We start from the raw sequence: 25,559 nt of genomic DNA on the forward strand, positions 1-25,559 counted from the left end.
CAAGCATTCCAGGAAAAGTTGAGCCCGGTTTTGCGTCCGCAAATGCTCCAAAACACTCTAACGGGTCAGCGCATCCAGCCGGTCGATATCGGCAGGTGAAAATACGGCAATACCGGCTTTTTCGAGCACCGCCGCCGTCACCCCATTGCCCGCATGTTTGACGCCGGAAAACGACCCGTCATAGATTGCAACGGATCCACAGGACGGGCTGCCGTCAATCAGAAGCGCATATGTGCAGCCATTGGCCCTGGCGAAGGCCAGCGCCCTTTCCGCACCTGCGATAAATTGCGCCGTGACATCGCCACCGGTCACTTCCAGCACGCGGGCGCAGCCCTCCAGCACATCGAGACCGGAGGCACCATTTTCGATTTCCGCCGGAGGCCGCGGCACGGGCATACCGCCCGCCATCTCCGGACAGATCGTGACCAGCCTGCCCTCGCTTCGCCAGCGGTCTATCGCCGGGTGGGCGAAGGGTTTGCCTCTGCCGTCATAGCGGACCGGTTGGCCGAGGAGGCAGGCGCTGATGAGGATTTTGGGGGTCATGTCGATAAATCTAAAACGCTCCCGGCAAGCGTGGAAGCCGAAAATACCCCCCTCTGCCCTGCCGGGCATCTCCCCCTCAAGGGGGGAGATCGGCAAGAGGAAGGCTCCCCGCAAAAATCGCGACATTAGAGGTAATCGAGAGGCTGCCGCGGGTCGATCTCCCCCCTTGAGGGGGAGATGTCCGGCAGGGCAGAGGGGGGTGAACCGCACACACTGACATGTACGTCTACCCCGAAACCCCTCACCCCGTTATCTTCGAGAAATCCGCAACCGTTCCGGTCGCTTCGCGAATAGCCTTCAGCAACGCCAGACGGTTGGCACGGATGGCCGCATCCTCGTCATTAACGAGCACATCCTCAAAGAACTTATCGACGGGCGCGCGAAGTGTGGAGAGCGCCTGCATGGCGGAGCGGAAATCCTCGCCCGCAACAGCCTTCGCAGCGTCGGCAGATGCGGTCTTGATCGCCGTATAAAGCGCCTTTTCGGCATCGAGCTTCAACAGCTCTTCCGAGACGCCATCGGCCACCACGGTGCCCTTCTTTTCCTCTGCCGCCAGAAGCTGGGTGGCGCGCTTGGCGCCTGCCAGAAGGTTGCGGCCATCCTCGCCGGTGATGAAAGCGGTGAGCGCCTCGACACGGCGGGCGATCATCAGCAAATCGTCGGATTCCGGCGTCAGGACGGCGTCGATCAGATCGTAACGCGCGCCGAGGTCGCGGAGATAGACCTTCAGGCGATCATGGAAGAAGGAGAGAAGGTCCGGGTCCTTCGCAACGCTTAGCAGCGGAAGCCGCACGTTTTTCTCAAGCAGAATGCGGACCACACCCAGCGCCGCACGACGAAGCGCGAAGGGATCCTTGGAGCCGGTCGGCTTCTCGTCAATGGCCCAGAAACCGACGAGTGTATCGAGCTTGTCGGCGAGAGCGACCGTGATCGCCACCTTGTCGGCCGGCAGGCGGTCGGACGGGCCCTGCGGTTTGTAGTGGTCTTCGATGGCGGCCGCGACGCTTTCGTTTTCGCCCAGCAGCGTCGCATATTTGCGGCCCATCAGGCCCTGAAGCTCGGGGAATTCGCCGACGGCTTCAGTGCGCAGGTCGGCTTTCGCCAGCACCACGGCGCGGTCCACCAGAGCGGCATCGGCACCAACAACAGGAGCCAGCGCCTTGGCGAGTTCGCGGATGCGAGCCACGCGCTCACCCTGCGTGCCGAGCTTGGCGTGGAACGTCACGTTCAATGCGTCGAGTTTGGCCATACGCTGGTCGAGCGGCTTATTGAGGTCGAGGCCGAATTTCGCGGCCGAGTCCTTCAGCGTCTCAAGATCAGGCAGATCGCCCTGGTCACGGGTCCAGAAGTGGCGGGCATCCGACAGGCGGGCGCGAACCACCTTGCCATTGCCATGGATGATTTCCTTGCCGCCATCGCTTGCCTCGATATTCGAGATCAGGATGAAGCGGTTGGAAAGACCCTCTTCCGCACCCTGATTGCGGGTGACGAAACACTTCTGGTTGGTCTTGATGGTGAGGCGAATGATTTCCGCCGGGATCTGCAGGTAATCTTCCTCGAAGGTGCCCATCAGAACCTGCGGCCATTCGACGAGGCCAGAGACTTCTTCCAGCAGGCCTTCATCTTCCACCAGTTCAAGACCGTTGGCGAAAGCGAGATCCTTGGCGTCGTGCAGGATGATATCCTTGCGGCGTTCGGCATCGAGAACGACCTTCGCCTTTTCGAGGCTCGAGACATAATCCTCGAAACGGCGCACGGTGATCGGACCGGGTGCATGGAAACGATGGCCATAGGTGACGTTTCCGGCGACGATGCCGTCGATGGCGAAAGGAATGACCTGCGTTTCGTCATGTTCGGGGCCGAACAGGCAGACGATGGATTGCAGCGGGCGCACCCAGCGCAGGCTTTCCGAACCCTTGCCTTCGATACCGGCATAGCTCGAACCCTTCGGCATGGAGGCGGGGCCGGAGCGCATGGATTTCGGCCAGGGGAAGGAGCGGATGATGCCAGGCATCACTTCCGCAATGATCTCTTCCGCCGGGCGGCCGGGCTTGTTGATGATGGCGATGTAGAAATCGCCCTTCTTCGGATCGGAAACGACCTGCGCTTCCGAAATGTCGTTGAGGCCGGCGCCGCGCAGAAAGCCCTCGATGGCCTTTTCATTGGCGTCGGTGCGCGGACCCTTCTTTTCCTCACGCACATCGGCGGAGCGGGCATTAAGGCCGCGAATATCCAGTGTCAGGCGACGCGGCGTCCAATATTCGCGCGCACCTTCATAGGTCAGCCCTCTCTCCACCAAGGCATCGGTGACGAGTTTCTTCAGATCGCCCGCCGCCTTGCGCTGCATGCGGGCAGGGATTTCCTCGGAGCGAAGTTCAAGCAGAAGATCGGGCATGGGATAAGGACTTTAATCTGTTGCAAAAGAGTGTCGCGGACTTAGCAAGACCAGCGGCAAAAGTCACCAGCTATCGGTTAAATTACCGCCGGCGGGCGTTACCAGCCGCCGCCGCCACCACCACCGCCGCCGGAGCCGGAAAAACCGCCGCCACCACCGCCCGAAAAGCTGGAACCGGAAGAACTGACGGGCTGGGGAATGGTGGAGGCGATGGTATTGGCCATGGAGGTGGAAAAGCCGCCGATCCTGTCGCCAAAGGTTCCGTAATTGCTGCCCGCATACCAGCCGGGCGCATAACTTGCAGCAGCGGCACCGGCAGCGGCCGTTGCAAGCCATGCCTCGAAGGTGCGGCTCCACGGTTTTTCAACGCCGAGCGCCACGGCATAGGGCAGCAACGTCTCGAAATGCTGCGGCGACATGGCGGGCGCGCCGGCCATGTTCATCCGGTCTTTTTCCGCCAGCGTCAGATAGGTTCGGAGGCCCTCAATGCCATCCATCAGCTTGCGGCCGAGCGGCGTCGGCGCGCCCATCAGGAACAGGAACAGCGCGTTGGTGAGCACGATGCCGCCGATGGCGGCCAGTGCCAGCGACTTGGTGTCATGCGTCACATCCAGCAGGATTTGTGTGGCGATGCCGCCAATGGCGGAAAAGGCCACGAAACCGGCAAAAGCCAGCATGACAATGCCGCCTATCCGCTTGCGTAGCGGTGCGCCGCGCGAAAACTGGCGGCCGATGCCGATCGACAGGATGCTGAAGAAGAAGGCGAAAAAGCCGAAGACCAGCACGGCGGCAATGGCGCTTTCATCCAGATCGCCGAAGATCAACGTCGCGACGATGAGGGCGATGCTGAGGAAGATGCCGAAGACGATGTAACCGGCATTGCTGCGGTAATATTTGCCGCGATGCTCTTTCTCTATCGCCGCGCGGAACTGTTTTCCGACCTTTTCAACTTCCGCACCATGGGCCTTGTCGATGGTCAAAGTCTCGCCCGGACTGCCGATGGAGGCAAGCAGCGTCTTCTGGCCGGTCGGCAGATCGGCGGCGGTTGCCTTTTCCGTGCGGCGAATGACGATGGCGTTCTTCAAATCCTCCAGAACGACATAACCCTTTACCGCAAGATCAAGGGCCGAGGCAGAGAGCGCTGTCCAGCCGGCACCTGAAAACCCGCGATTATCGACGTAATTGACCAGAGCCGGCGAGAGCCCCTCCGGTGCATCCCAGCGCGGCACGACCACGCCCTTCGCCGGATCGCGGCCGACGGCGAACCAGGCGCGCAGGTAATAAAGCAGCACGGCGAAAAGCCCGCCGCCCGAAAGCAGGATGGCGAGATTATCCCGCAGCCACCAGCCCGCCTCCTGTGAGGTGTCTGGTGCCGCAATCGCGCCCTTGGGCAGCTTGACGGCGACTGTCATGCCCTCGCCAACCGTAAACGGGCGGGTGGAGGCGAAGAATACCTCGTTACCTTCGCTCAAGATGCGCGCATCCTTGCCCTTCGCGCCCAGCGGACCGGTGAAGACGGCCGTATCTGTCGCCCTGACGCCCTGCGGCAGAGTGATGGTGGCGGAAATCTCGCCCATGGGGAATTGCCAGCCATTGCCGGTGACATTCCAGGTCAGCTCATCATAATCGCTGAAATAGCGGATCTGCCGGGCGGTGGTGTAAGTGATCTGGAAGATATGCTCGCCGGTCGGCAGAAAACGCTCGGCGCTGCCGGTATAGATGCGGATGCCGCCATCGATATTTTCGGTGCGCCAGTTTTCTGGCGCGCCATCGCGCTCCACCGAAACGACGTTGAAATCCACCTTGGTGCGGCGGTTATTCGCATCCAGCGCATAAAGCGGAAAATCGCGGAAGATGCCGCGTTTGATGTTCTGCCCTTCCGCGCGGGCGGTGATGGTTTCCGTCACCGTCAGCTTGCCATCCGCCGCCAGCTCGATGACGGAATGGTAGGAGCGGATGAATTCCTCCGCGAAGGCCGGGAAGGCCGCGCCCAGGAAGACGAACAGCGCGAGAAGTCTTGCGGCGATGGTCTTCACGGGCGGTCCCTCCTCAATGGCTCAGTGCTGCGGCTCGGCAGCGCTTTCCTTTTCGGTGTAGTCGACGCCGAGCGAAGCAAGCGCCTTCCAGTAACCGGGATAGGTCTTGCCGACGCAGGCCGGATTCTGGATGGCAATGCCGCCGACTTTCAGCGCCGCCAGCGCAAAGCTCATGGCGATGCGGTGGTCGGCAAAAGTATCGATGGAGGCCTTGACCGTCTGGCCTGCAAGGGCCGGATCGGCATGCACGATCAGGTCGTCGCCTTCCTCATGCGCCAGACCATTACGGATTTCGTTGAGGCCAAGCGAGACGGCGCGGATACGGTCGCATTCCTTGACGCGCAGATTGGCGATGCCGACGAAACGCACCGGCGTCTCGTTGAAGGCGGCCAGAACCGCGATGGTCGGAATGGCGTCCTGCATCTGCGAGCCGTCGATTTCGGCGGGCAGGTGCGGAAACTTGGCCATGACATCATAAGCCTTGGCGTCCGGCTGGGTGAATTTATCGGCCGGCGTGCCGATATCGATCGCGCCGCCGGTCAGCAGTTCCGCGCCCCAGAGATAGGTGGCGGCGGAGGCATCCGGCTCGATGTGGAAATCGGTCGCCGTGTAACCCGTCGGATGCACGCGCCAGATGGCGTTGCTGACCCGCTCAATCTTCGCACCGAAAGCCTCCATGGCCGATGTGGTGAGATCGATATAACCCTTGGCGCCGATTTCCTCGCCCTTGAGGATGATATCGACAGGCTTGTCGCCGCAGGCGGCCGCCATCAGAAGCGCCGACACGTATTGGCTGGAGAGGTTGGCATCGATGGTGACGCTGCCCTTCGGGAAACCCGTGCCCTTGCCGCAGACGGTGACGGGCGGGCAGCCGGTCGGCGCTTCCGCCTCGACACCGAGGGAGCGCAGGGCCTCCACCAGCGGCATGATCGGGCGTTTGCGCATATGCTCGTCGCCATCGATGATGACAGCGCCATCCACAAGCGCGGCAGCAGCGGTGAGGAATCGTGTGGCGGTGCCGGCATTGCCGAGGAAAAGCGGCTTTTCCGGCTGCTGCAAAACGCCAGTACCCTCCACGACGAAAGTGGTGGCATCTGGCTCGGTTACCTTCACGCCCATCTCGCGCAGGGCTTCGGCCATATAAAGCGTGTCGTCGCTTTTCAGTGCGCCGGTCAACCGGCTTTTGCCCTTGGCAAGACCGGCCAGGAGAAGCGCACGGTTGGTGATGGACTTGGAGCCGGGCGGCTCGACCTTGCCGGAAAGCGGATGGTCGGGCGGGGTGATGGTCAGTTCGATCATGATTGTCGTCTTGTCAAAGAATGCGGCGAAGAGCCGGATTATCGGAATTTGAACGGGAGGTCTCAAGCCGCCGAGGGAACAGTGCGCTTAGAATTTCACAGTCGGCACGGCGCGGTCGGCCGGGTTGTCGATCTCGAAATAGGGCGCCTTGGCAAAACCGAACTGGCCTGCGACCAGATTGGAGGGGAAGCTTTCCACCTTGACGTTGAGGTCGCGGGCGGCGCCATTATAATAACGGCGCGACATCTGGATTTCGCTTTCGATGGTTTCCAGCGAACGCTGCAATTCCAGAAAATTCGTATTGGCCTTGAGATCGGGATAGGCTTCGGCAAGCGCAAAGAGCTTGCCGAGCGCCTGCGACAGCAGCCCTTCCGCCTGGGCGCGACCTTCGACATCGCCCGCCGGCACGGCCTGCGCTCGGTTGCGCATGGCGATCACCTCCTCGAAGGTGCTCTTTTCATGCGCCGCGTAACCCTTCACTGTCTCGATGAGATTGGGAATAAGATCAGCGCGGCGCTTCAGCTGCACGTCGATGCCCGACCACGCCTCTTCCTTCATCTGCCGCGCCTTGACCAGCCCGTTATAAATGAAGACGACATAAAGCGCGATTGCCGCGATGATTGCCAGCGTGATGAACATTCCCGACCCCTCCTCAAGAGGCGCGGACACCGTAGTGGCGTCCGCACGTTAGACTGTTGCCCCGCCTTACATAAACGTTCAGGCGGCCCTGTTCCAGTTCAGCCCGCCCGCATCCGTCAGCAGGAAGGCTTCGCCGCAGGCTTTCGCCAGTGTGCGCACGCGCAGGATATAGCTCTGGCGTTCCGTGACCGAAATTACGCCGCGTGCATCCAGAAGGTTGAAGACGTGGCTGGCCTTGATGCACTGGTCATAGGCCGGGAAAACGCATTTGTGCAGGCGCTGGTTGTCGTTGTCACCGGGCGCGCCGGCGGCGAGAAGCGCCTGGCATTCCTTTTCGGCGTCGATGAAATGGCGATGCAGCATGGCCGTATCGGCAAATTCGAAATTATGGCGGGAATATTCCTGCTCCGCTTGAAGGAAGACGTCGCCATAAGAAATCTTCTCTTCGCCCTCGCGGCCGTTGAAGTTCAGGTCGTAGACATTGTCGACGCCCTGGACATACATGGCCAGACGCTCCAGACCATAGGTCAGCTCGCCCGCAACCGGCGAGCATTCGATGCCGCAGACCTGCTGGAAGTAAGTGAACTGCGATACTTCCATGCCGTCGCACCAGCACTCCCAGCCAAGGCCCCAGGCGCCGAGCGTCGGGCTTTCCCAGTCGTCTTCGACGAAGCGCACATCGTGCAGCAGAGGGTCGAGGCCGATGGCCTTCAGCGAACCCAGATAGAGTTCCTGCAGGTTCGAGGGGTTTGGTTTCAGGATCACCTGATACTGGTAATAGTGCTGCAGACGATTGGGGTTCTCGCCGTAACGCCCATCGGACGGGCGGCGCGAGGGCTGCACGTAAGCGGCCTTCCATGGCTTTGGCCCGAGTGCCCGCAACGTCGTAGCCGGATGAAACGTACCCGCGCCCACTTCCATATCGTAGGGTTGCAGCACCGCGCAGCCCTTGTCGGCCCAGTAATTGTGCAGCGTCAGGATCAGCGCCTGAAAGGAACGCTTCGGGTTCATATGGTCGGGGACATCGGTCATTTCAGTCATCGCGGCGTTAGGAGGACAAGTAAGCATTGACTTACTTCGGATGCGGACACGTGCCACGGCATGGCGTGAGGGTCAAGGTTTTATGCGTGGAGAGGGGCGGTGAACGGGTTGACGATCTTCATTCGCCCTTCGACGGTGAGGCCATCCTGCATGTCTTCGGAGAGGAAAACATTGCTTTTCGCCTTCAGCGCTGCCGCCAGCATCAAGGCGTCGTAAAAAGCAACATTGTATCTCTGCACAAGATCAAGCGCGTCCATGTGCAGACCAACGTCCAGCGGCACAATCTGCGCCGCCGCCGTTCTGAAATCTTCCAAAGCGGAACGTATACCGCTCCATTCCATTCGCAATTTTTTACGCGCGACAACCGAAAACTCGTTAAGTGCCTGGACGCTGATAACGAATGGCTGCGATATTATCGTATTGGCCACCTCGGAGCGCGGGTCGGAGGTCGAAGCATAGACCAGAATATTGGTGTCAACGAAGGGCGCCTTGCTCAACGCTCATTAGCCTCGTCACGATCAAATTTATAGTCCGGCGGCAATGTCCATCGCAGGGAACGAATTTTTTCAAGCGCCAGTCGCCGCTCTTCGTCGGTCGTCGCGTTGACAACCGCATCGGTTGCAGCAACGACATCCACCTCGTCGCCTTCCTTGATATGCAAGGCTTCCGCGACATCCGCCGGGATGCGGACCGCAAGACTATCGCCCCATTTCGTGACACGCATGACAGCCTCCTTACTCGAAAGCGACTATAGCAAATTCTGCGTTACAGGAAAATTACGCCTCATCCTCGCGCTTCACGCGGTATTCGCCGGTTTCCGGGTCCTTGATCAGCGTGCCGATGGCGCCGGTCTCCCGTTCCTTCTCGCGCTGCTTCGATTTCGCCGAGAGCTTTTCCGCATCGCGGACGAAGCGGCGGTAAAGGATGACGGATCCCACCACCAAAAGAATAATTGTAATGAGCTGCGCCATAAGGCTTTATTCCTGAGACATCATAGACCGAAACGCGACCACAATGCCTTTTCTTCGGCGACCTCCGCAAGCCCCGATACCGCACCGGCGGCCAGCCTTTCGGCATTCACGTCCAGAGCAGCATTGACGCCCGGCACCTTTTTGCCGAACAGAGTGCGACCGCCACTGACGAGCTGCAGCTTGACCTTGGTGCCGTAACGGCGGCGAAGAACCTCGCGCATGTCGCCCAGCCCGTCGATCAGGCCGAGGTCGAGGCCGCGCATGCCGGTCCAGAACAGGCCCGAGAAGATCGCCTCGTCGCCCTTCAGTTTCGAGCCGCGACGCATCTTCACCATATCAATGAAAACATTGTGGATTTCGACCTGAAGCGACTTCAGGTAATCGATATCGCCTTCCTTTTCCGGCTGGAAGGGATCGAGGATGACCTTGTTCTCGCCGGCCGTATAGACACGGCGCTCCACGCCGATCTTCTTCAGCATTTCCGGAAAACCGAAACCACCGGAGACGACGCCGATGGAACCAACGATGGAGGTGGGATCCGCGATGATTTCATCACCGGCAAGCGCGATCATGTATCCGCCGGAGGCCGCAACATCCTCGACGAAGATCAGGACCTTCTTTTCCTTTTCCTCGGCGAGCTGGCGGATGCGGTTATAGATCATGCGCGCCTGCACCGGCGAACCGCCGGGCGAGTTGAGCGAAATGGCGACAGCCGGGGCATCCTTGACGGCGAAGGCCTTTTCCAGAAGCGGCGCATAGGAGGCGAGATTGAGGGCGGGGCGGAACTGGTTGCCGCCGGCCATGATCGCACCGTGCATGCGCACCACCGGGATGACGAGCTCTTTTTTACGAAAGCGTTTCGGCACCAGATACTTCAGAAAACCCACTACTCAATCCTCGCAGCATTTATCCGTTCGTCACGGATGTATGTATCGCCCCGGAAAACACAATGGTTTGCGGCCGGCGGAACGGCGATATTTATGACGCCGGCCGGATTGCCCTTACATTACGCGAATAGGCGGCGCGGCCATTGTTCAGGTCATCGACGAATGGGGTGAAGGCATGGCTGCCGGTCTCATGCATGATGAGCGGCGCACGGAAGGACAGCCGCGCCCGTGAACCTTTGATGGCGGTGACGAGCATGCGCACCGCATCCTCGCCAGGGCGCGGATGAATGAGGGTGATTTCGAGGCCGCCGAAACGGCTGCCGCAGGCGGCGATGATCTCCGCCACCGATTGCGGCCTTGAAATCAGGGAAAGCTGACCACCCGGCACCATGATCGCGCCTGCGGTCCTGATCCAGTCTTCGAACAGGCCATCGGTCATGGCATGCGCTTCGGCCTTCAGGGCATCCGGCGTGCGGCGGTCGCCCGCATCGTTATAGGGCGGGTTCATGATGACGTGATGGAAATGCTCGTCGGGCAACCCCGCTTCGGCGCGTGCTTTCGCCCGCAGCGTCACATCGGCTTCGCGCACGCTGACGCGCGCAGAAAATGCAGCATTCTCAGGCAGTTCGAGGCTGCGTCGGGCAAATTGCGCCATTTCCGGCGAGCGTTCGTACAGCGTCACCTCAGCCTTTTCGAGCCGCGTCGCAACCGCCATGCCGGCGGCACCTGCGCCCGCGCCGAGATCGGCTATCCGGCAGGCACGCTCATCCGCCACCAATGACGCCAGAAGCATGGCGTCCATGCCGGCCCGGTGTCCCCTGCCCTTCGGCTGGATGACGTGAAACCGGCCCCGGTGAAAGGCGTCGATCGTTTCGGAAATGCCGTCGCCCACCGCCGTTCAAGCCTCTTCGTTGCGCAACTCGTCGCCGAGCCCGGCATCGATGAGAATGCGGCGGGCCTGATCGGCCCGATCTTCCTCCACCAGAAACCTTCGCGGCAAAAGACCGAGCGATCCTTCCAGAATGCTCATCGCCTGATCGGCGATGAGGCAATGGATGCCGGCATCCTTCATCAGGCTTTCGGCGAAGGAGAGCAGCACGGCATCGTTGGTACGGATCAGTTCACGCATGGATAGACCTTAAATTCCCATCTTTTTGAATGGCTAGCGGCAATTCGCCCCTTGCCGCGCAAGGCGTCAGTTTTTATTGTCGAATTCAAATTCGAACTGGAGTCCTGTCCCTTGGGCGTCGTCATACCGCTTGAAGAAAGCAAAAACAAACTCGCATCCGTCAAGCCGCTTGTCGACCTGACCCGCCCCGATATGGAACGGGTGAACCAGCTTATCCTTTCCAAGGCCGGTTCCGATGTCCAGATGATACCCGAGGTGGCCAACCACCTCATCTCTTCCGGCGGCAAGCGCCTGCGGCCGATGCTGACGCTCGCCTCGGCCTCGATGTTCGGTTACGAGGGCGACAACCACATCAAGCTCGCCACCAGCGTCGAATTCATGCACACGGCGACGCTTCTGCATGACGATGTGGTGGATGAAAGCGATCTGCGCCGCGGCAAATCCACCGCCCGCACCATCTGGGGCAACCAGGCGAGCGTTCTCGTCGGCGACTTCCTGCTCGGTCAGGCCTTCCGCATGATGGTGGATGTCGGCTCCCTCGATGCGCTCGATGTGCTGTCCACCGCCGCCTCGGTGATCGCCGAGGGCGAGGTGCTGCAGCTTTCTGTCGCCAAGAACATGGAAACGACGGAAGACGATTATCTGCAGGTGATTCGCGCCAAGACGGCCGCCCTTTTTGCGGCGGCGGCGGAAGTCGGCCCCATCGTCGCCAAGACGGACAAGGCCACCCGCAGCGCGCTGAAATCCTACGGCATGAATCTCGGCCTCGCCTTCCAGCTTGTCGACGATGTGCTGGACTATGGCGGCAAATCCGCCGATCTCGGCAAGAATACCGGCGACGATTTCCGCGAAGGCAAGATCACCCTGCCAGTCATCCTCTCCTATCGTCGCGGCACGCAGGATGAGCGCGCCTTCTGGCGCAACGCCATCGAAAAGGGTGAAAGCAGCGACGAGAACCTTGAAAAGGCGCTGGGCCTGATCACCAAATACAACGGTCTTGGCGATACGATCGGCCGCGCCACGCATTACGGCACCATCGCCCGCGATGCGCTCGCACCGCTGCCGCAGAGCCCCTGGAAAGATGCGCTTCTGGAAGTGATCGACTTCTGCATCGAGCGTCTGAACTGACGCTAGAGGCCGGGCGAAAGGCGGATGGAAAAGACCATCCGCCCAATGTTCCGGGCTAGCTTCTCCGCAAGGCGTGATTGTGGCCGGGGCCATAATTTCTTGCGGGGCTGCTTCAAAAAAGCCATTCTATCGTGACCAACAATGGAAACTGATTTTTCCGTGCTTCTGCACAAAGGCAAAGGTTCCCTCATGCGGCGTAAACCAGCACTCCGTCTTCTCTGCAGCGCGGCTCTTGCCGCTGCTCTCGCAATCGGCGCGGGTGCAAGCCCCGGCTTTGCGGAGACGAAGGCGACACCGGAAGACAAGGCCGTTACGTTCGATCCCGGCAAGGTCAACACCTTCTCCGGCGCCTTCCTCGCCGGGCGCAATGCCGATGTCGATCAGGATTATCCCACCGCGATTTCGCTTTACAAAAAGGCGCTGGAATTCGATCCGGCCAATACGGAAATCCGCCAGCGGCTGATGATCGCCGAACTTCTCAGCGGCAATTTCGAGGCCGGCGCCAAGATCGCCGATTCGATGAAGGACGATACCTCGGTGGAGCGCGTGACGACCATCGTGCGCGGTCTCGACGCCATCAAGGATAAGGAATTCGCCAAGGCCGAGAAGATTCTGAAATATACCGGTCCGAACGATCTCGACCGCATGGTCAACACGCTTTTGACCGCGTGGGCGCGTGCCGGTTCCGGCAAGCCGAAGGAAGCGCTGGCGCTGGTCAACAATATGAAGGGCCCGGGCTGGATTTCGATCTTCCAGAAATACAATGCGGCGGCCATCGCCCTTGTTTCCGGCAACAATGAAGCCGCCCGCAAGAGCCTGAACGAAGCGGTGACGGACCGCGAAGGCGGGGCAACCGCCTCCGATACCTATATGCGCGCTGTGATGGCGCTTGCCCGGCTGGAGGCTTCCGCCGGCAACAAGCAGAAGGCGCTGGATGCGATTGCGGTCGGAGACACTTTCGCACCGAATTACGCGCCGCTGAAAGCGCTTCGCCAGTCCATCGAAAATGGTGAAAAGCCGGAACAGCAGATCACCAACGCGGTGGAAGGCGCCGCCAGCGTGATGTTCTCCATCGCCGGCGCGCTGAACCGCGAAGGCGCGGAAGAGATCGTGACGCTTTATCTGCAGACGTCGCGCGCGCTCGATCCAAAGAGCCCGGATACGCTCATCCTTCTCGGCGGCCTTTCCGAAGCGCTGAAACAGCCTGACCGCGCCATTGCCTTCTACCGCGAGGTGCCGAAGGATTCGCCGATGTATCGCATCTCCGAGCTGCAGCTCGGACTGACGCTTGCGCAGACCGGCAAGGTGGATGAGGCGCGCAAGCACCTCAAATCCCTGCTCGAATCCGATCCGAAGGACATTCGTTCCTATCTCGCCTATGGCAGCGTGCTTTCGGACGCCAAGGACTACAAGGCGATGGCCGAGAACTACGACAAGGCCATCGAGGTCATCGGCTCCGTGCCGCAGAAATCCGACTGGTCCGTTTTCTTCCAGCGCGGCATCGCCTATGAGCGGCTGAAGGAATGGGACAAGGCCGAACCGAATTTCAAGCGGGCGCTGGAGCTGAACCCGGAACAGCCGCAGGTTCTGAACTATCTGGGCTATTCCTGGGTGGACAAGGGCATCAATCTCGATGAAGGCATGAAGATGATCAGCCGCGCCGTCGAGCTTCGGCCGAATGACGGCTACATCGTCGATTCGCTCGGCTGGGCGCATTATCGCCTCGGCGCTTTCGATGAAGCCGTGACCGAGCTGGAGCGGGCGATCGAACTGAAAGCCGGCGATCCGACCATCAATGACCATCTGGGCGACGCCTACTGGCGGGTCGGCCGCAAGATCGAGGCGGTCTATCAGTGGAACCGCGCATTGATCGGCGACAGCGACGACGTGGACAAGGCCAAGGTGAAGGAAAAGATCGCCAACGGCCTGCCGCCGGTGGAAAAAGATGCCGAAAATACCGCCAAAAAGGAAGTCGCGCCGGTGCCACCGGCTCCTCCGGCACCGGCACCGGCTGCCACTCCGGACAAGAAATCCTGACGCCGCATGCGCGGACATGAGGTTTCCGGGGCCATCGAGACCATCGAGGCGGCCCCGGCCAAAATCAATCTGGCGCTGCATGTGACCGGCCAGCGAGCGGATGGGTATCACCTGCTCGAAACGCTGGTGACCTTTACTGAAGCCGGGGACACGATCCGTATTCGCGACGCCGATGCCGACAGTTTCTCCATCTCAGGCCCTTTCGGCGATCTTTTGCGCGCGGGCGATGGCGGCGATAACCTCGTCACCCGCGCTAAGGACCTGTTGCGCGATGCGCTTGCATCGACAGGGCAACCTGCACCCCCGGTCGCCATTCATCTTGAAAAGAACCTGCCGGTGGCTTCCGGTATCGGCGGCGGCTCGGCGGATGCGGCAGCGACACTGCGCGGGCTTTTGCGGCACTGGCGTGCCGGGATCGCGCCGGATGCGCTTGCATCCATGGCGCTGACGCTCGGGGCGGATGTACCGATGTGCCTTGAGAGCCGATCCCTGATCGCGCGCGGCATCGGCGAGGACATCGAACCGGTCACCGATCTGCCGGAACTGGTGATGGTTCTGGCCAATCCGCTGAAGGCGGTCTCGACGCCGGAGATTTTCCGGCGATTGCAGACCAAGACCAATGCGCCCCTGCCCGCCTCTGCGACAATCGGCTGGATGGATTTTCTCGCGCAAAGCCGTAACGATCTGCAACCGTCGGCGCAGGCGCTTCTGCCGGAAATCGGGGAAATCATTGGGTTGCTGTCGCAGGAAGGTGCTGCGCTTGTGCGCATGTCCGGTTCGGGGGCGACCTGTTTCGGAATTTTTCATTCCCTTGAAGCGGCTAAAAAAGCGGAAACATCGCTTCGGAAGAAACGCCCCGGCTGGTATTTTCAGGCGACGCGGACCATTTGAAGATTAGAGCGGCGGGCCCGCCGCTCCCAGTTCTGTTTGAGCATCGGATTTTCCGAAAACCGCAATACACTTTTCGGTCCGATGCTCCCGGCATTCGAGGATAAGGCCATGGCAGGCGAAAGACCCTTCATTCCCCTTGGCATTGCGGTTTTGACCGTTTCGGACAGCCGCACGCTGGAGAATGACAAATCCGGTGATACGCTCGTCGCAAGGCTGGAGGAAGCGGGCCACAGGCTCGCGGCCCGCGCCATCGTGCCTGATGACAGGGCAGCGATTGCCGGCACGGTTCGCGACTGGACGCTCGCTGAAGGCGTGGATGTGGTGATCACCACCGGCGGCACCGGCTTTACCGGCCGCGATGTGACGCCCGAAGCGCTGGAGCCGCTGTTCGAAAAGCGCATGGATGGGTTTTCCGCCCTCTTCCACCGCATCTCCTATGACAAGATCGGCACCGCCACCATCCAGTCACGCGCGACCGGCGGCGTGGCGAACGCGACCTTCATCTTCGTGCTGCCCGGCTCACCGGGTGCGTGCAAGGATGCGTGGGACGGCATTCTGAAAGCCCAGCTCGATTATCGCCACCTGCCCTGCAATTTCGTGGAGATCATGCCAAGGCTCGATGAGCATTTGAAGCGTGGGGCTGGGGGCGTTTAGATCAGCGGATTGAGGGCGCGTGGGGCTTACCCCCCTCTGCCCTGCCGGGCATCTCCCCCTCAAGGGGGGAGATCGGCAAGAGGCCCTCTTGTCGCTTTATCTCAAGCTTCAAGATGCACTAGACATCGCCGCAGATCGATCTCCCCCCTTGAGGGGGAGATGCCCGGCAGGGCAGAGGGGGGTGAAGCCGCACCCACCTCCGGTTCGCATACAATGCCCGCCCAAAACCCCATCACGCCAGATATTTCTTGAAGAACTCCGTCGTCCGGCCCCAGGCGAGATCTGCGGCCGCCTTGTCGTAGCGCGCCGAGGACGTGTCATTGTTGAAGGCGTGGTTGACGCCGTCATAGACGAAGATTTCAAAGGTCTTGCCGTTTTCCTCCAGCGCCTTTTTATAGGCATCGATGCCGGCATTGATGCGCTCATCGAGACCCGCATAGTGCAAAAGCAGCGGCGCCTTGATGGCTGATACATCGGCCGCCGGGGCCTGCTGGCCGTAATAGGCGACGCCGGCATTCAAACCTGCCGATTTGGTGGCGAAACGGTTGACCAGCCCGCCGCCCCAGCAGAAACCGACCGCGCCCACCTTGCCATTCGCCCCCTGCCGGGCCGCAAGCCACACCCGGCCCGCTTCGGCATTGGCAACGGTCGCGTCCATGTCAAGACCGCTGAACATCTGCCGTGCCTTCTCCTCATCGGCGGGCGTGCCGCCCTGCGGTGAGAGGAAATCGACAGCAAGCGCCCGAAAACCGGCGAGCGCCACCCGCCTTGCCACGTCACGAATATGGTCGTTCAGACCACGGTTCTCGTGGATGACGATGACGGAGCCGATGGGGCCGGAAACGGATTTCGGTGTAACGAGGTAACCCTTCATCTCGCCGCCGGCGGCGGGATAGGTCACCTCCTCGGCGACGATCCTGTCGTCATCGGCCGCGATGACAGCCGCACGGGCGCTGTTGGCCGAAAGAAGCGGGGCGATGGCCGCCGCCGCTGCACCAGACCCTGCCAATACGGTGAGCTTTTCCATGAATTTGCGGCGATCAAGGCTGAGATGGGTATATTCATCGTAAGCGTCGATCATGGCCTGCGTGATCTTGGGCTTGTCCATCGCTCTATCCTCCTTGAACGCACGGATGCGGAAGGATAGCGCAGATCGCCCCGTGGGGAACGAGGCGGGGGCAAGCGGCGCCACACATTTACGTGAGCGCCGCCAGCCAGTTTTCACATCAGGCGGCGAGGTCCACGACGATACGGCCGTCGATCTTGCCCTCTTCCATGCGGTGGAAGATATCGTTGATGTTTTCGAGCTTGTCCCACGAGAAGTGAGCCGCCACCTTGCCTTCGCCGGCGAAGGTCAGCGCTTCCTCCAGATCCTGCCGCGTGCCGACGATGGAGCCGCGCACCGTGATGCGCTTCAGCACCGTGTCGAACACCGGAATGGAGATGAAGCCCGGCGGCAGGCCGACAAGCGCCATGGTGCCCTTGGAGCGCAGGAAGCCGTAAGCCTGCTCCATGGCCTTGGGCGACACCGCCGTCACCAGCGCGCCATGGACACCGCCCGTCGCTTTCTGTACCTGCTCCACCGCATCTGGCGCGCGGCCATTGACGGTGACATCGGCTCCGAGTTTTTTCGCAAGCGCCAGCTTGTCGTCGAAAATATCGGCGGCAACGACATGCATGCCCATGGCCTTGGCATATTGCACGGCCATGTGGCCAAGCCCGCCAATGCCTGAAATGACCACCCACTCACCGGGCCTGACTTCGGTTTCCTTCAGCCCCTTATAGACGGTAACGCCGGCGCAGAGCACCGGTGCGGCCGGGCCGAAATCGAGATTATCCGGCAGGCGGCCGACGAATTTCGGATCGGCGAGGCCGTATTCCGCAAAGCTGCCATTGACGGAATAGCCGGAATTCTTCTGGCTCGGGCACAGCGTTTCCCAGCCCGTGCGGCATGGAATGCAGCATCCGCAGGCGGTGTAGAGCCAGGGCGTGCCGGCGCGGTCGCCTTCCTTGATGCCCGTGACGCCAGCGCCGATCTTGGCGACGTAACCCACACCTTCGTGGCCGGGGATGAAGGGCGGGTTGGGTTTGACCGGCCAGTCGCCGGTTGCGGCGTGCAGGTCGGTGTGGCAAATGCCCGTCGCCTTGTAGTTGATGAGAATTTCACCCGGGCCGGGATCCGGTATCGCCACTTCCTCGATGGTCAGCGGTTTTCCAAACGCGCGGACGACGGCTGCCTTCATTGTCTTAGCCATGACATACTCCCTAATCTCTGCTCGCCTGGAATCCTCGACGGCAGGCAGAGATTAACGGGGATGGGGCGTCATGGAATTGACCCATCGCAAATCGGAGCATTTTGCAAGGCGGGATTGTCTCACTTATGAGGCAACCTCACGGTGCTGATTTACTCCAGCGCCAACCATATGGCGAGCCACGCCCACAGGCAGACGACCAGCGCAAAGCCGATGCCGAACAATGCGCCACGCTGACGCAGGCGGTTGCTGGTGACGTGGACATAGGAATGGGCATAACGCGAGAGCACGAACAGCCATGCCAGAACGACGGTGACGATATTGTCCGCATCAGTGATGTAGAGCAGCAGGCAGGCGATGTGGAACAGCACCGGCAGTTCGAACTGATTGGCGATGTTACGGTTCACCAGATGGCTTTCACGCGCCTCTTCGCCCTGGTCGCGCAGCTTGATCGCCGATTCGCGATCCTTGAAGGTGTATTTGTTACGCCGGATGATCAGGAGCGCATAAAGGCAAAAGACCAGAAAGACATGGGCGATCATCGGCCAGAACATTGCGGTCGTGGGTGACATGCTTTCTTCTCCAATCATGAAAACGCTCCCCGATCCGGCATGAATCGGGGAGCGCCAAATACTCAGTATCCTTTTACGGATTCGCCTCGAAAGATCAAACCGCGCCGGGGTAGTTCGGGCTTTCGCGGGTGATCGTCACGTCATGGGCGTGGCTTTCGCGCAGGCCCGCGCTGGAGATGCGAACGAAGGTGGCGCGCTCCTGGAATTCCTTGATGTTGCTGCCGCCGACATAACCCATGGCGGCTTTCAGGCCACCTGCCAGCTGGTGCAGGACGCCGGAAACCGGGCCCTTATAGGGAACCTGACCTTCGATGCCTTCCGGAACGAGCTTCAGCGTGTCGCGTACTTCCGCCTGGAAATAACGGTCTGCCGAGCCGCGCGCCATGGCGCCCACGGAGCCCATGCCGCGATAGGCCTTGAAGGAACGGCCCTGGTAGAGGAACACTTCGCCCGGGCTTTCATCCGTGCCGGCAAGCAGCGAGCCGATCATGACGGCGGAAGCGCCGGCGGCGATTGCCTTGGCCAGATCGCCCGAGAACTTGATACCGCCATCGGCGATGACAGGAATATCAGCCGCATTGGCGACTTCAACCGACGACATGATAGCCGCAAGCTGCGGAACGCCGACGCCGGCGACGATGCGGGTGGTGCAGATGGAGCCGGGGCCGATACCGACCTTGACGCCATCGGCGCCGGCATCGATCAGCGCCTTGGTGCCGTCGGCGGTGGCGACATTGCCGGCGATGATGCGAACCGAGTTCGACATCTTCTTGACCTGCGAGACGGCATCCAGCACGCGCTGCGAATGGCCATGCGCGGTATCGACGACCAGAAGGTCGACGCCGGCATCGATGAGGCGCTCGGCGCGCTCGATGGCGTCAGCGCCGACGCTGATGGCGGCAGCGGCGCGAAGACGGCCCTGCGCATCCTTGGTGGCGTTGGGGTTGAGCTGCGACTTCTCGATATCCTTGACGGTGATGAGGCCGACGCAATTGCCCTTGGCATCCACAACCAGCAGCTTTTCGATGCGGTGCTTGTGCAGCAGGCGGCGCGCTTCCTGCTGATCGACGCTGCTTTCCTTGACCGTGACCAGGTTTTCGCGGGTCATCAGTTCGTAAATCTTCTGCTGCGGATCGGAGGCGAAGCGGACGTCGCGGTTGGTCAGAATGCCGACAAGGCGGCCGTTCTTGTGGCCGCCGGAACCGCCATTTTCCACGACCGGAATACCGGAAATGCCATGCGCCTTCATCAGCGCCTGTGCTTCAGCAAGCGTCGCATCCGGCCCGATGGTGACGGGGTTGACCACCATGCCGCTTTCGAACTTTTTCACCTGCCGGACTTCTTCGGCCTGCTCGATGGGGGTCAGGTTGCGGTGGATGACACCGATGCCGCCGGCCTGAGCCATGGCGATGGCAAGGCGGCCTTCGGTAACCGTATCCATGGCGGAAGACAGGATCGGCAGGTTGAGATCGATATCGCGGGCGATGCGGGTGGCGATATTCGTCTGTCCCGGCATGACTTCGGAATGTCCGGGTTGCAGCAACACATCGTCAAATGTGAGAGCGTCCAAACCAGTGGGTGTTTGAATGATGCGTGCCATGACCAAATTCCTTCATACTGAAAATGCGTGGCCGTTCCGGAACGAAAAGTTCACCCCGGCGCCCTGCAAGGATTGCTTGGAAGTTGGCGAGGGCTGGTAACACGTTCATGACAGGAAGGGAATAGAAAAAACCCGGAATTGCCTTCCGGGCTTTCTTTGTTGCTGCATTGCAGCAGACGTTATAGCGCGTCGTGTGGGTCCTTGCCCCACACGACGCGCTATAACTGCTTGTTTTTATGCATGTCGTTATCGCAAAACCGCTGAACACTTTTGCGCGACATGCATTAGATGTCGAACTGATAGGATTTCGGCACGAAACGATAGCCGGTATCCAGCTTTTCCGCGTAACCGACCGCCGGGAAAGGCATGTGATACCCAAGGAAAGGCAAACGGTCGGTGGCGATCATGTCATAGACCTTCTTGCGGGTCGCGGCGGCAGCCGCCTTGTCCATGTCGAATTTCACCTCCCAATCTGGCTTCTGAAGGGAAAGGACGAAATGGTTGGCCGTATCCGCCGTCAGGATGAGTTGTTTGCCTTCCGATTCGACACGGAAAATCATGTGACCAGGCGAATGACCGAAGGCCGCCACACCGGTAATCCCGGATACGACACTGGCGCCGTCGCCGATGAAGGTCGCCTTTTCCGCCAGCGGCTTGACCTTCGTGAGAACGCCCTTGTGACCGCCTTCGGCAGGCGTGCCGACACGTTTCTCATCCGTCCAGAAATCATATTCCGCCTGGCCGAACACGTAGCGCGCCTTGGAAAAAGCCGGAGCACCCTTTTCCATCAGCCCACCGATATGGTCGCCATGCATGTGGGTCAGCACCACCACGGTCACATCTTCCGGCGTATAACCGGCCGCCGCCATGCCCTCGATCAACCGGCCATTGCCCGCACCGCGCCCGGCTTCACCGAAACCGGTATCGAACAGCACGAGATCCGTGCCGGTATTGACGAGGACCGGCGAGAAGGAATTGACGAATTGCTCCTTCGGCAGAAAATTGTCTTCCAGCAATTTTCCGACCGTCTCGGCCGACTGATCGGTCCCGAAGGTCTCGCCGGGATTGGGGGCCGCGCGTGCGCCATCCTTCACCACCAGCACTTCGAAATTGCCGAGCTTGAAGCGGTTGGTTTCAGGCGGCATCGCGTGTTCTATCTCCATGGAGGTTTGCGGCTGGCTGGTCTGGGCCGTTGCCGTGCGCGCCATCAACAGCGGCGCACCGAGAACGCTTGCGCCCGCCGCACCGATGAGGCCGCGTCTGCTCATGTTCAAGGATTGGGTCATCATCTTTCTCCCGATATCGCCAACTGGCCGTGATCGCCAACTGAACCATGCCAACGGACAATAAAGCGATAAAGTTGCAAGAAAACCGGCCTCACGCAGGTTTGATCGGAACTTGAGAAATTGATAATTAACGTGTTGGCAAGCCCGCTTATCAGGCGTAGGAGGAACGGCGATATCCTTTGTCGCAGCGGAAAGCCGCAGGCAGCCTCATGAACCGCATCATTCCCCTCATCCTGGCAGTCGCTCTCTTCATGGAGCAGATGGACTCCACCGTCATCGCCACCTCGCTGCCGGCAATTGCCGCCGACCTTCATGTCGGCCCGATCACGCTCAAGCTCGCATTGACGGCCTATATGGTGGCGCTGGCGATCTTCATTCCCATCAGCGGCTGGATGGCCGACAAATACGGCGCGAAGAAAATCTTCCGTTTCGCCATCGGCGTCTTCGTGGTGGGGTCGATCTGCTGCGCAGTGTCGTCCTCGGTGTTCGAATTCGTGCTCTCGCGTTTCCTACAGGGCATGGGCGGGGCGATGATGACGCCCGTTGGCCGCCTCGTGCTTTTGCGCACGACCAAGCGCAGCGAACTCGTCTCCGCCATGGCGCTGCTGACAATTCCGGGGCTGGTGGGACCGCTTACCGGCCCACCCATCGGCGGCTTCATCACCACCTATTTTTCATGGCACTGGATTTTTCTGATCAATGTGCCGATCGGCGTCATCGGCATTTGGCTCTCGACGATCTTCCTGCCGGAAATCGAAACCACCAACCCGCCGCCGATGGATGGCAAAGGCTTCGTGCTATCAGGCATCGCCGCCTCCGGTGTGGTGTTCGGCCTCTCCGTCGTCAGCCTGCCGGCGCTGCCGCCGGCCATCGGCATCGCCTCGACGATCATCGGTTTCATCTGCGGTTTTCTTTATCTGCGCCACGCCGCGCGCCACCCCGCCCCCATTCTCGATTTTCGCATATTCCAGAACGCGACCTTCCGGGCGGCGTCCGTCGGCGGCACCGTTTTCCGCATTTCCACGGGCGCCATACCCTTCCTGATGCCGCTGATGCTGCAGATCGGTTTCGGGCTCAATCCGTTCCAGTCGGGCATGATCACCTTTGCCGGCGCAATCGGCGCGATCACCACGAAATTCATGGCCAAGCGGGTGTTTGCGGCAACCGGATTCCGCTCGACACTGATCGGGGCCGGCATCGTCGGCGCCTGCACCACGCTCGCCAACGGCTTCTTCACCCCGGAAACGCCTTATCCGCTGATCATGATCTTCCTTGTGACAGCGGGATTTGCCCGGTCCTTCTTCTTCACCGGATCGAACGCGCTCAGTTATTCCGATATCGAGGACAGTCAGGCCAGCCAGGCGACCTCGATGGCGTCGGTGCTGCAGCAGATTAGCCTGGCGCTGGGTGTTGCTTTCGCCGCCTCCATTCTGGAAGTCAGCAGCGTGATGTCCGGCACGCACCTGCAGCTCGCCGATTTCCACATCGCCTTCATCATCGTGGCGCTGGTATCGCTGTTCGCCATCGTGCCGATCATCCGCATGGACGGCAATGCCGGGGCGGCCGTCTCCGGCCACCGGGGCAAGGTCTCACAACCGGCGGAGTGATCAGTCTTCGGAAGCCTCTTCGGCTTCGGATGCGTCGGTCGGCTCGCCCTTGCGGCCCTTGAAGTGCTTAGCAAGCAGGAACATTTCCACAGATTCCGAGCGTGAGGACGCCGGCTTGATGTGCAGAACCTGCTTGAAGTTCTTCTTCAGCATATCCAGCAATGCCTTTTCCGTGCCGCCCTGAAAGGTCTTGGCAAGGAAGTGGCCGCCTTCCGCCAGCACCTGAACGGCGAAATCGGCCGCGACTTCGCACAGATGCATGGTGCGGATATGGTCGGTCTTCTGGTGACCGGTGGTGGGCGCGGCCATGTCCGACAGCACCAGATCGGGCGTGCCGCCAACAGCCTCCATCAGCTTTTCCGGCGCGGAGGGATCGAGGAAGTCGAGCTGGAGGATTTTCACACCGGGAATGGGATCGATCTCGAGGAAATCGATGGCGGCAACGCGAATATCGTCTTCGGTGGAATCCGTCACCTTCGAAGCGATCTGCGACCAGCTTCCAGGTGCCGCCCCAAGGTCGATGATGCGGCGCGCGCCTTTGAGGATCTGGTGCTTGTCGTTGATTTCCAGGAGCTTGAAGGCGGCGCGGGCGCGATAGCCCTCAAGCCTGGCGCGCTGCACATAGGGGTCGTTGATATGACGTTCCAGCCAGCGGCGCGACGAGGCCTTGAGCTTGGTCTTCTTGACCTTCTGGCCGATCTTGCGGCCGGTGCGGTTGTTGCTTGTCGGCGCCTTGCTCATGTCAAACCTTCCGTCCTGTCCTGCCGTGTCATCTGCATGCGCCTGATGCGGTTGCGCCGCCATGCGCCGTCATCCGCCATCATATCCGTCAAAAGGCCTTCGCGCAGACCGCGATCCGCCACGCGCATACGGCGTGCCGGCCAGCGGCGGCGAATGGCCTCGAGAATGGCGCAGCCGGCCAGAACCAGATCGGCCCTGTCAGGCCCGATGCAGGCATTGGCGGCGCGGCCGGCGAAATCCCAGGCCAGCAGCTTGTCCTGCATCGCCGTCACCTCGGCGTCCGACAACCACAGGCCATCCACCTTGCGGCGATCGTATCGTGGCAGATCGAGATGGACGCCGGCAAGCGTCGTGACCGTGCCCGAAGTTCCGATAAGATGAAAATCCTCGTGATGGGTTTGCGGCGCGAGAGGCGGGCAATGGAAGGCATCGAGCAACCCTTCGACTTCCCGCACCATGGCGGCGAAGACGTCCGGCGTCACATCGCGCCCGCCATGGCGTTCCGAGAGCGTGACGACACCGACCGGCAACGAGGTCCAATGGGTGATGTGATTGGCGAGCCGGTTCGAGCGGTTTTCGCCAACCTTGATGACGGCGATTTCCGACGATCCGCCACCGATATCGAACAGCACGACCGAACGCGCCTCGCGCCCAACGAGAGAAGCGCAGCCAGACACCGCAAGGCGGGCTTCCGTCTCGCGGCTGATGATTTCGAGCTTCAGTCCCGTTTCCCGCGTAACCCGCGCCAGAAACTCTTCACCATTCGACGCAGCGCGGCAGGCCTCGGTCGCGATGAGCCGCATGCGCCTGATCGGGCGACCGGAGAGTTTCGCGGAGCAGACTTTCAGCGCCTCGACAGCTCGATCCATGGCGTCGTCGGAGAGCCGGCCGCTCGACACCAACCCCTCGCCCAGCCGGACGATGCGCGAAAAGGCATCGACGACCCGGAACTGACCGGGTCGCGTCGGCTGCGCGATCAGAAGCCGGCAATTATTGGTGCCGAGATCGAGCGCGGCATACATATCCGCCTGCGGCTCCTGGCCATGCTCATGCTGGCGGCTTGCGTGCCGAGCGGGTAGTTCAGATTGCCGATGCGGTTCCTGCCCGGCCCCATTGGCGCGACCGTTCTGCTTGCCGACGTGTTTCGGCGCATGGGTTGGAACCAGCGGACGGCCCTGTGGGTCGCGGCTGCGCGGATCGCGGTGACCACGCTTGCGGTGGCGCGGCTTTCGCCCTGCGCCCGGTGGCACGGCGGATGGATTGGCGGCATCTGTTGCGGCTGGAGCCTGCGCCGGCACGATGGAAGCTGGGGCAGCCTGCTGAGACGCACCCTTGCCGCGAGAGCGCCTGCGGCGCTTTCTCTTGCGCGGCTCGGCATCCGGCTCAAGAGCCGATGCATAGGAGGAACCGGCCGGAACATCCGCGGCAACATCATGCGACAGCACAGCAGCGTCACGGGGCTGACCGTCACGCTTGTGTTTCTTGCCACGACGGGATCGCTTCGCTTTCCCTTTGTTCGCCACCGACGCCCCTTGTTCCGACGGCTTTGGGCCGTTTCCGGGGTCGATCACTGTCTTGTCCATTTCGCCGCGCACAAGCGTAGACGCTATGCTGCTGGCTTTCATAAGGTTTCGTTGGGCGGACAATACCAGCGCAAGCGATTTTAGCCAAATGGTTTTTGCCGGGCGGCGTGTGGCAAAGGCTCACACGTCACCAAGGTTGCGTGGGAACCACCACGGACATGGCAATAATTTTGCGGATTTTCAGAAATCGGGAGGTGCCTGCGCGGACCGGTCTGGATAAAGTATTCCCCTCTCCCGGAAAGTCCTTGTGACGCATAACTTACTGGGA

Annotated in this window: 24 protein-coding genes; 5 read left to right on the forward strand and 19 right to left on the reverse strand. The window is 60.9% G+C overall.

Annotated features, from left to right (window positions below; translation table 11 throughout):
• Window positions 1-57: 57 nt before the first annotated feature.
• From BTE54_RS01380 to BTE54_RS01435, 12 genes are all read right to left on the reverse strand, one after another.
• Window positions 58-543: a DUF523 domain-containing protein gene (locus BTE54_RS01380; protein ID WP_078051223.1), complete on the reverse strand. Its 486-nt coding sequence runs from the start codon at window positions 541-543 to the stop codon at window positions 58-60.
• A gap of 241 nt (window positions 544-784) precedes the next feature.
• Window positions 785-2,938, reverse strand: coding sequence for a glycine--tRNA ligase subunit beta (glyS, locus tag BTE54_RS01385; protein WP_078051224.1), 2,154 nt, complete (start codon window positions 2,936-2,938; stop codon window positions 785-787).
• Window positions 2,939-3,036: 98 nt separating this feature from the next.
• Complete coding sequence (locus tag BTE54_RS01390; protein ID WP_078051225.1) at window positions 3,037-4,974, reverse strand: DUF2207 domain-containing protein; 1,938 nt, start codon at window positions 4,972-4,974, stop codon at window positions 3,037-3,039.
• Window positions 4,975-4,995: 21 nt separating this feature from the next.
• The gene (gene aroA, locus BTE54_RS01395) at window positions 4,996-6,273 is read right to left on the reverse strand and encodes a 3-phosphoshikimate 1-carboxyvinyltransferase (protein WP_078051497.1); all 1,278 of its coding nucleotides are present in this window, start codon (window positions 6,271-6,273) and stop codon (window positions 4,996-4,998) included.
• 87 nt (window positions 6,274-6,360) lie between these two features.
• Window positions 6,361-6,912 (reverse strand): LemA family protein, encoded by a 552-nt coding sequence (locus tag BTE54_RS01400; protein WP_078051226.1) that lies wholly within the window; start codon window positions 6,910-6,912, stop codon window positions 6,361-6,363.
• 78 nt (window positions 6,913-6,990) lie between these two features.
• Complete coding sequence (locus BTE54_RS01405) at window positions 6,991-7,923, reverse strand: glycine--tRNA ligase subunit alpha (RefSeq protein ID WP_006699475.1); 933 nt, start codon at window positions 7,921-7,923, stop codon at window positions 6,991-6,993.
• A gap of 110 nt (window positions 7,924-8,033) precedes the next feature.
• Window positions 8,034-8,450, reverse strand: a complete 417-nt coding sequence (locus BTE54_RS01410; protein WP_078051227.1) for a PIN domain-containing protein — start codon at window positions 8,448-8,450, stop codon at window positions 8,034-8,036.
• Window positions 8,447-8,677 carry an AbrB/MazE/SpoVT family DNA-binding domain-containing protein gene (locus BTE54_RS01415; protein ID WP_078051228.1) on the reverse strand — a complete coding sequence of 77 codons (231 nt, stop codon included), beginning with the start codon at window positions 8,675-8,677 and terminating at the stop codon, window positions 8,447-8,449. Before BTE54_RS01415 ends, BTE54_RS01410 begins: the two co-directional genes overlap by 4 nt.
• A gap of 52 nt (window positions 8,678-8,729) precedes the next feature.
• On the reverse strand, window positions 8,730-8,924 hold the full coding sequence (locus tag BTE54_RS01420; RefSeq protein ID WP_004432742.1) for a hypothetical protein: 195 nt from the start codon (window positions 8,922-8,924) through the stop codon (window positions 8,730-8,732).
• Between the two features lie 20 nt (window positions 8,925-8,944).
• A complete protein-coding gene (locus BTE54_RS01425; RefSeq protein WP_161987679.1) occupies window positions 8,945-9,811 on the reverse strand; it encodes a S49 family peptidase in 867 nt (288 codons plus the stop codon).
• A gap of 91 nt (window positions 9,812-9,902) precedes the next feature.
• Complete coding sequence (locus BTE54_RS01430; protein WP_065654410.1) at window positions 9,903-10,703, reverse strand: tRNA1(Val) (adenine(37)-N6)-methyltransferase; 801 nt, start codon at window positions 10,701-10,703, stop codon at window positions 9,903-9,905.
• 6 nt (window positions 10,704-10,709) lie between these two features.
• On the reverse strand, window positions 10,710-10,940 hold the full coding sequence (locus BTE54_RS01435) for a DUF2007 domain-containing protein (RefSeq protein WP_003503261.1): 231 nt from the start codon (window positions 10,938-10,940) through the stop codon (window positions 10,710-10,712).
• A 111-nt stretch (window positions 10,941-11,051) separates the two neighbouring features.
• Here BTE54_RS01435 and BTE54_RS01440 point away from each other — a divergent pair, with 111 nt between their 5' ends.
• The 4 genes from BTE54_RS01440 (at window position 11,052) to moaB (ending at window position 15,650) form a co-directional block, all read left to right on the forward strand.
• The gene (locus BTE54_RS01440) at window positions 11,052-12,068 is read left to right on the forward strand and encodes a polyprenyl synthetase family protein (protein WP_035261923.1); all 1,017 of its coding nucleotides are present in this window, start codon (window positions 11,052-11,054) and stop codon (window positions 12,066-12,068) included.
• A 189-nt stretch (window positions 12,069-12,257) separates the two neighbouring features.
• Window positions 12,258-14,105 carry a tetratricopeptide repeat protein gene (locus BTE54_RS01445; protein WP_078051500.1) on the forward strand — a complete coding sequence of 616 codons (1,848 nt, stop codon included), beginning with the start codon at window positions 12,258-12,260 and terminating at the stop codon, window positions 14,103-14,105.
• 6 nt (window positions 14,106-14,111) lie between these two features.
• Window positions 14,112-14,996: a 4-(cytidine 5'-diphospho)-2-C-methyl-D-erythritol kinase gene (locus tag BTE54_RS01450; RefSeq protein WP_078051229.1), complete on the forward strand. Its 885-nt coding sequence runs from the start codon at window positions 14,112-14,114 to the stop codon at window positions 14,994-14,996.
• Window positions 14,997-15,104: 108 nt separating this feature from the next.
• Window positions 15,105-15,650: a molybdenum cofactor biosynthesis protein B gene (gene moaB, locus BTE54_RS01455; RefSeq protein ID WP_004432727.1), complete on the forward strand. Its 546-nt coding sequence runs from the start codon at window positions 15,105-15,107 to the stop codon at window positions 15,648-15,650.
• 232 nt (window positions 15,651-15,882) lie between these two features.
• On the opposite strand, the gene BTE54_RS01460 is transcribed toward moaB, so the two are convergent.
• The 5 genes from BTE54_RS01460 to BTE54_RS01485 all read right to left on the reverse strand — a co-directional run bounded on the left by BTE54_RS01460 (window position 15,883) and on the right by BTE54_RS01485 (window position 21,360).
• Complete coding sequence (locus tag BTE54_RS01460) at window positions 15,883-16,758, reverse strand: dienelactone hydrolase family protein (RefSeq protein WP_078051230.1); 876 nt, start codon at window positions 16,756-16,758, stop codon at window positions 15,883-15,885.
• Window positions 16,759-16,876: 118 nt separating this feature from the next.
• Complete coding sequence (gene adhP / locus BTE54_RS01465; RefSeq protein WP_004432721.1) at window positions 16,877-17,905, reverse strand: alcohol dehydrogenase AdhP; 1,029 nt, start codon at window positions 17,903-17,905, stop codon at window positions 16,877-16,879.
• A gap of 149 nt (window positions 17,906-18,054) precedes the next feature.
• Window positions 18,055-18,456 carry an MAPEG family protein gene (locus BTE54_RS01470; RefSeq protein ID WP_065654414.1) on the reverse strand — a complete coding sequence of 134 codons (402 nt, stop codon included), beginning with the start codon at window positions 18,454-18,456 and terminating at the stop codon, window positions 18,055-18,057.
• A 112-nt stretch (window positions 18,457-18,568) separates the two neighbouring features.
• Window positions 18,569-20,074, reverse strand: a complete 1,506-nt coding sequence (gene guaB / locus BTE54_RS01475) for an IMP dehydrogenase (protein ID WP_065654415.1) — start codon at window positions 20,072-20,074, stop codon at window positions 18,569-18,571.
• 284 nt (window positions 20,075-20,358) lie between these two features.
• Complete coding sequence (locus BTE54_RS01485; RefSeq protein ID WP_198939046.1) at window positions 20,359-21,360, reverse strand: MBL fold metallo-hydrolase; 1,002 nt, start codon at window positions 21,358-21,360, stop codon at window positions 20,359-20,361.
• 209 nt (window positions 21,361-21,569) lie between these two features.
• On the opposite strand from BTE54_RS01485, the gene BTE54_RS01490 reads away from it, so the two are divergent.
• On the forward strand, window positions 21,570-22,967 hold the full coding sequence (locus BTE54_RS01490) for an MDR family MFS transporter (RefSeq protein WP_078051232.1): 1,398 nt from the start codon (window positions 21,570-21,572) through the stop codon (window positions 22,965-22,967).
• Here the strand turns inward: BTE54_RS01490 and BTE54_RS01495 are convergent, their stop codons facing one another.
• Together BTE54_RS01495 and BTE54_RS01500 are read right to left on the reverse strand one after the other, a co-directional pair.
• Window positions 22,968-23,708 carry an RlmE family RNA methyltransferase gene (locus BTE54_RS01495; RefSeq protein ID WP_078051233.1) on the reverse strand — a complete coding sequence of 247 codons (741 nt, stop codon included), beginning with the start codon at window positions 23,706-23,708 and terminating at the stop codon, window positions 22,968-22,970. It lies immediately after the preceding gene.
• Entirely contained in the window at window positions 23,705-25,333 is a 1,629-nt protein-coding gene (locus BTE54_RS01500) for a Ppx/GppA phosphatase family protein (protein ID WP_198939047.1), read from the reverse strand. The genes BTE54_RS01495 and BTE54_RS01500 overlap by 4 nt, the downstream gene beginning before the upstream one ends.
• Window positions 25,334-25,559: the final 226 nt, after the last annotated feature.

The sequence above is a fragment of the Agrobacterium sp. YIC 4121 genome, assembly GCF_002008205.1.
In the GTDB taxonomy this organism is placed as follows: Bacteria; Pseudomonadota; Alphaproteobacteria; order Rhizobiales; family Rhizobiaceae; genus Agrobacterium; species Agrobacterium leguminum.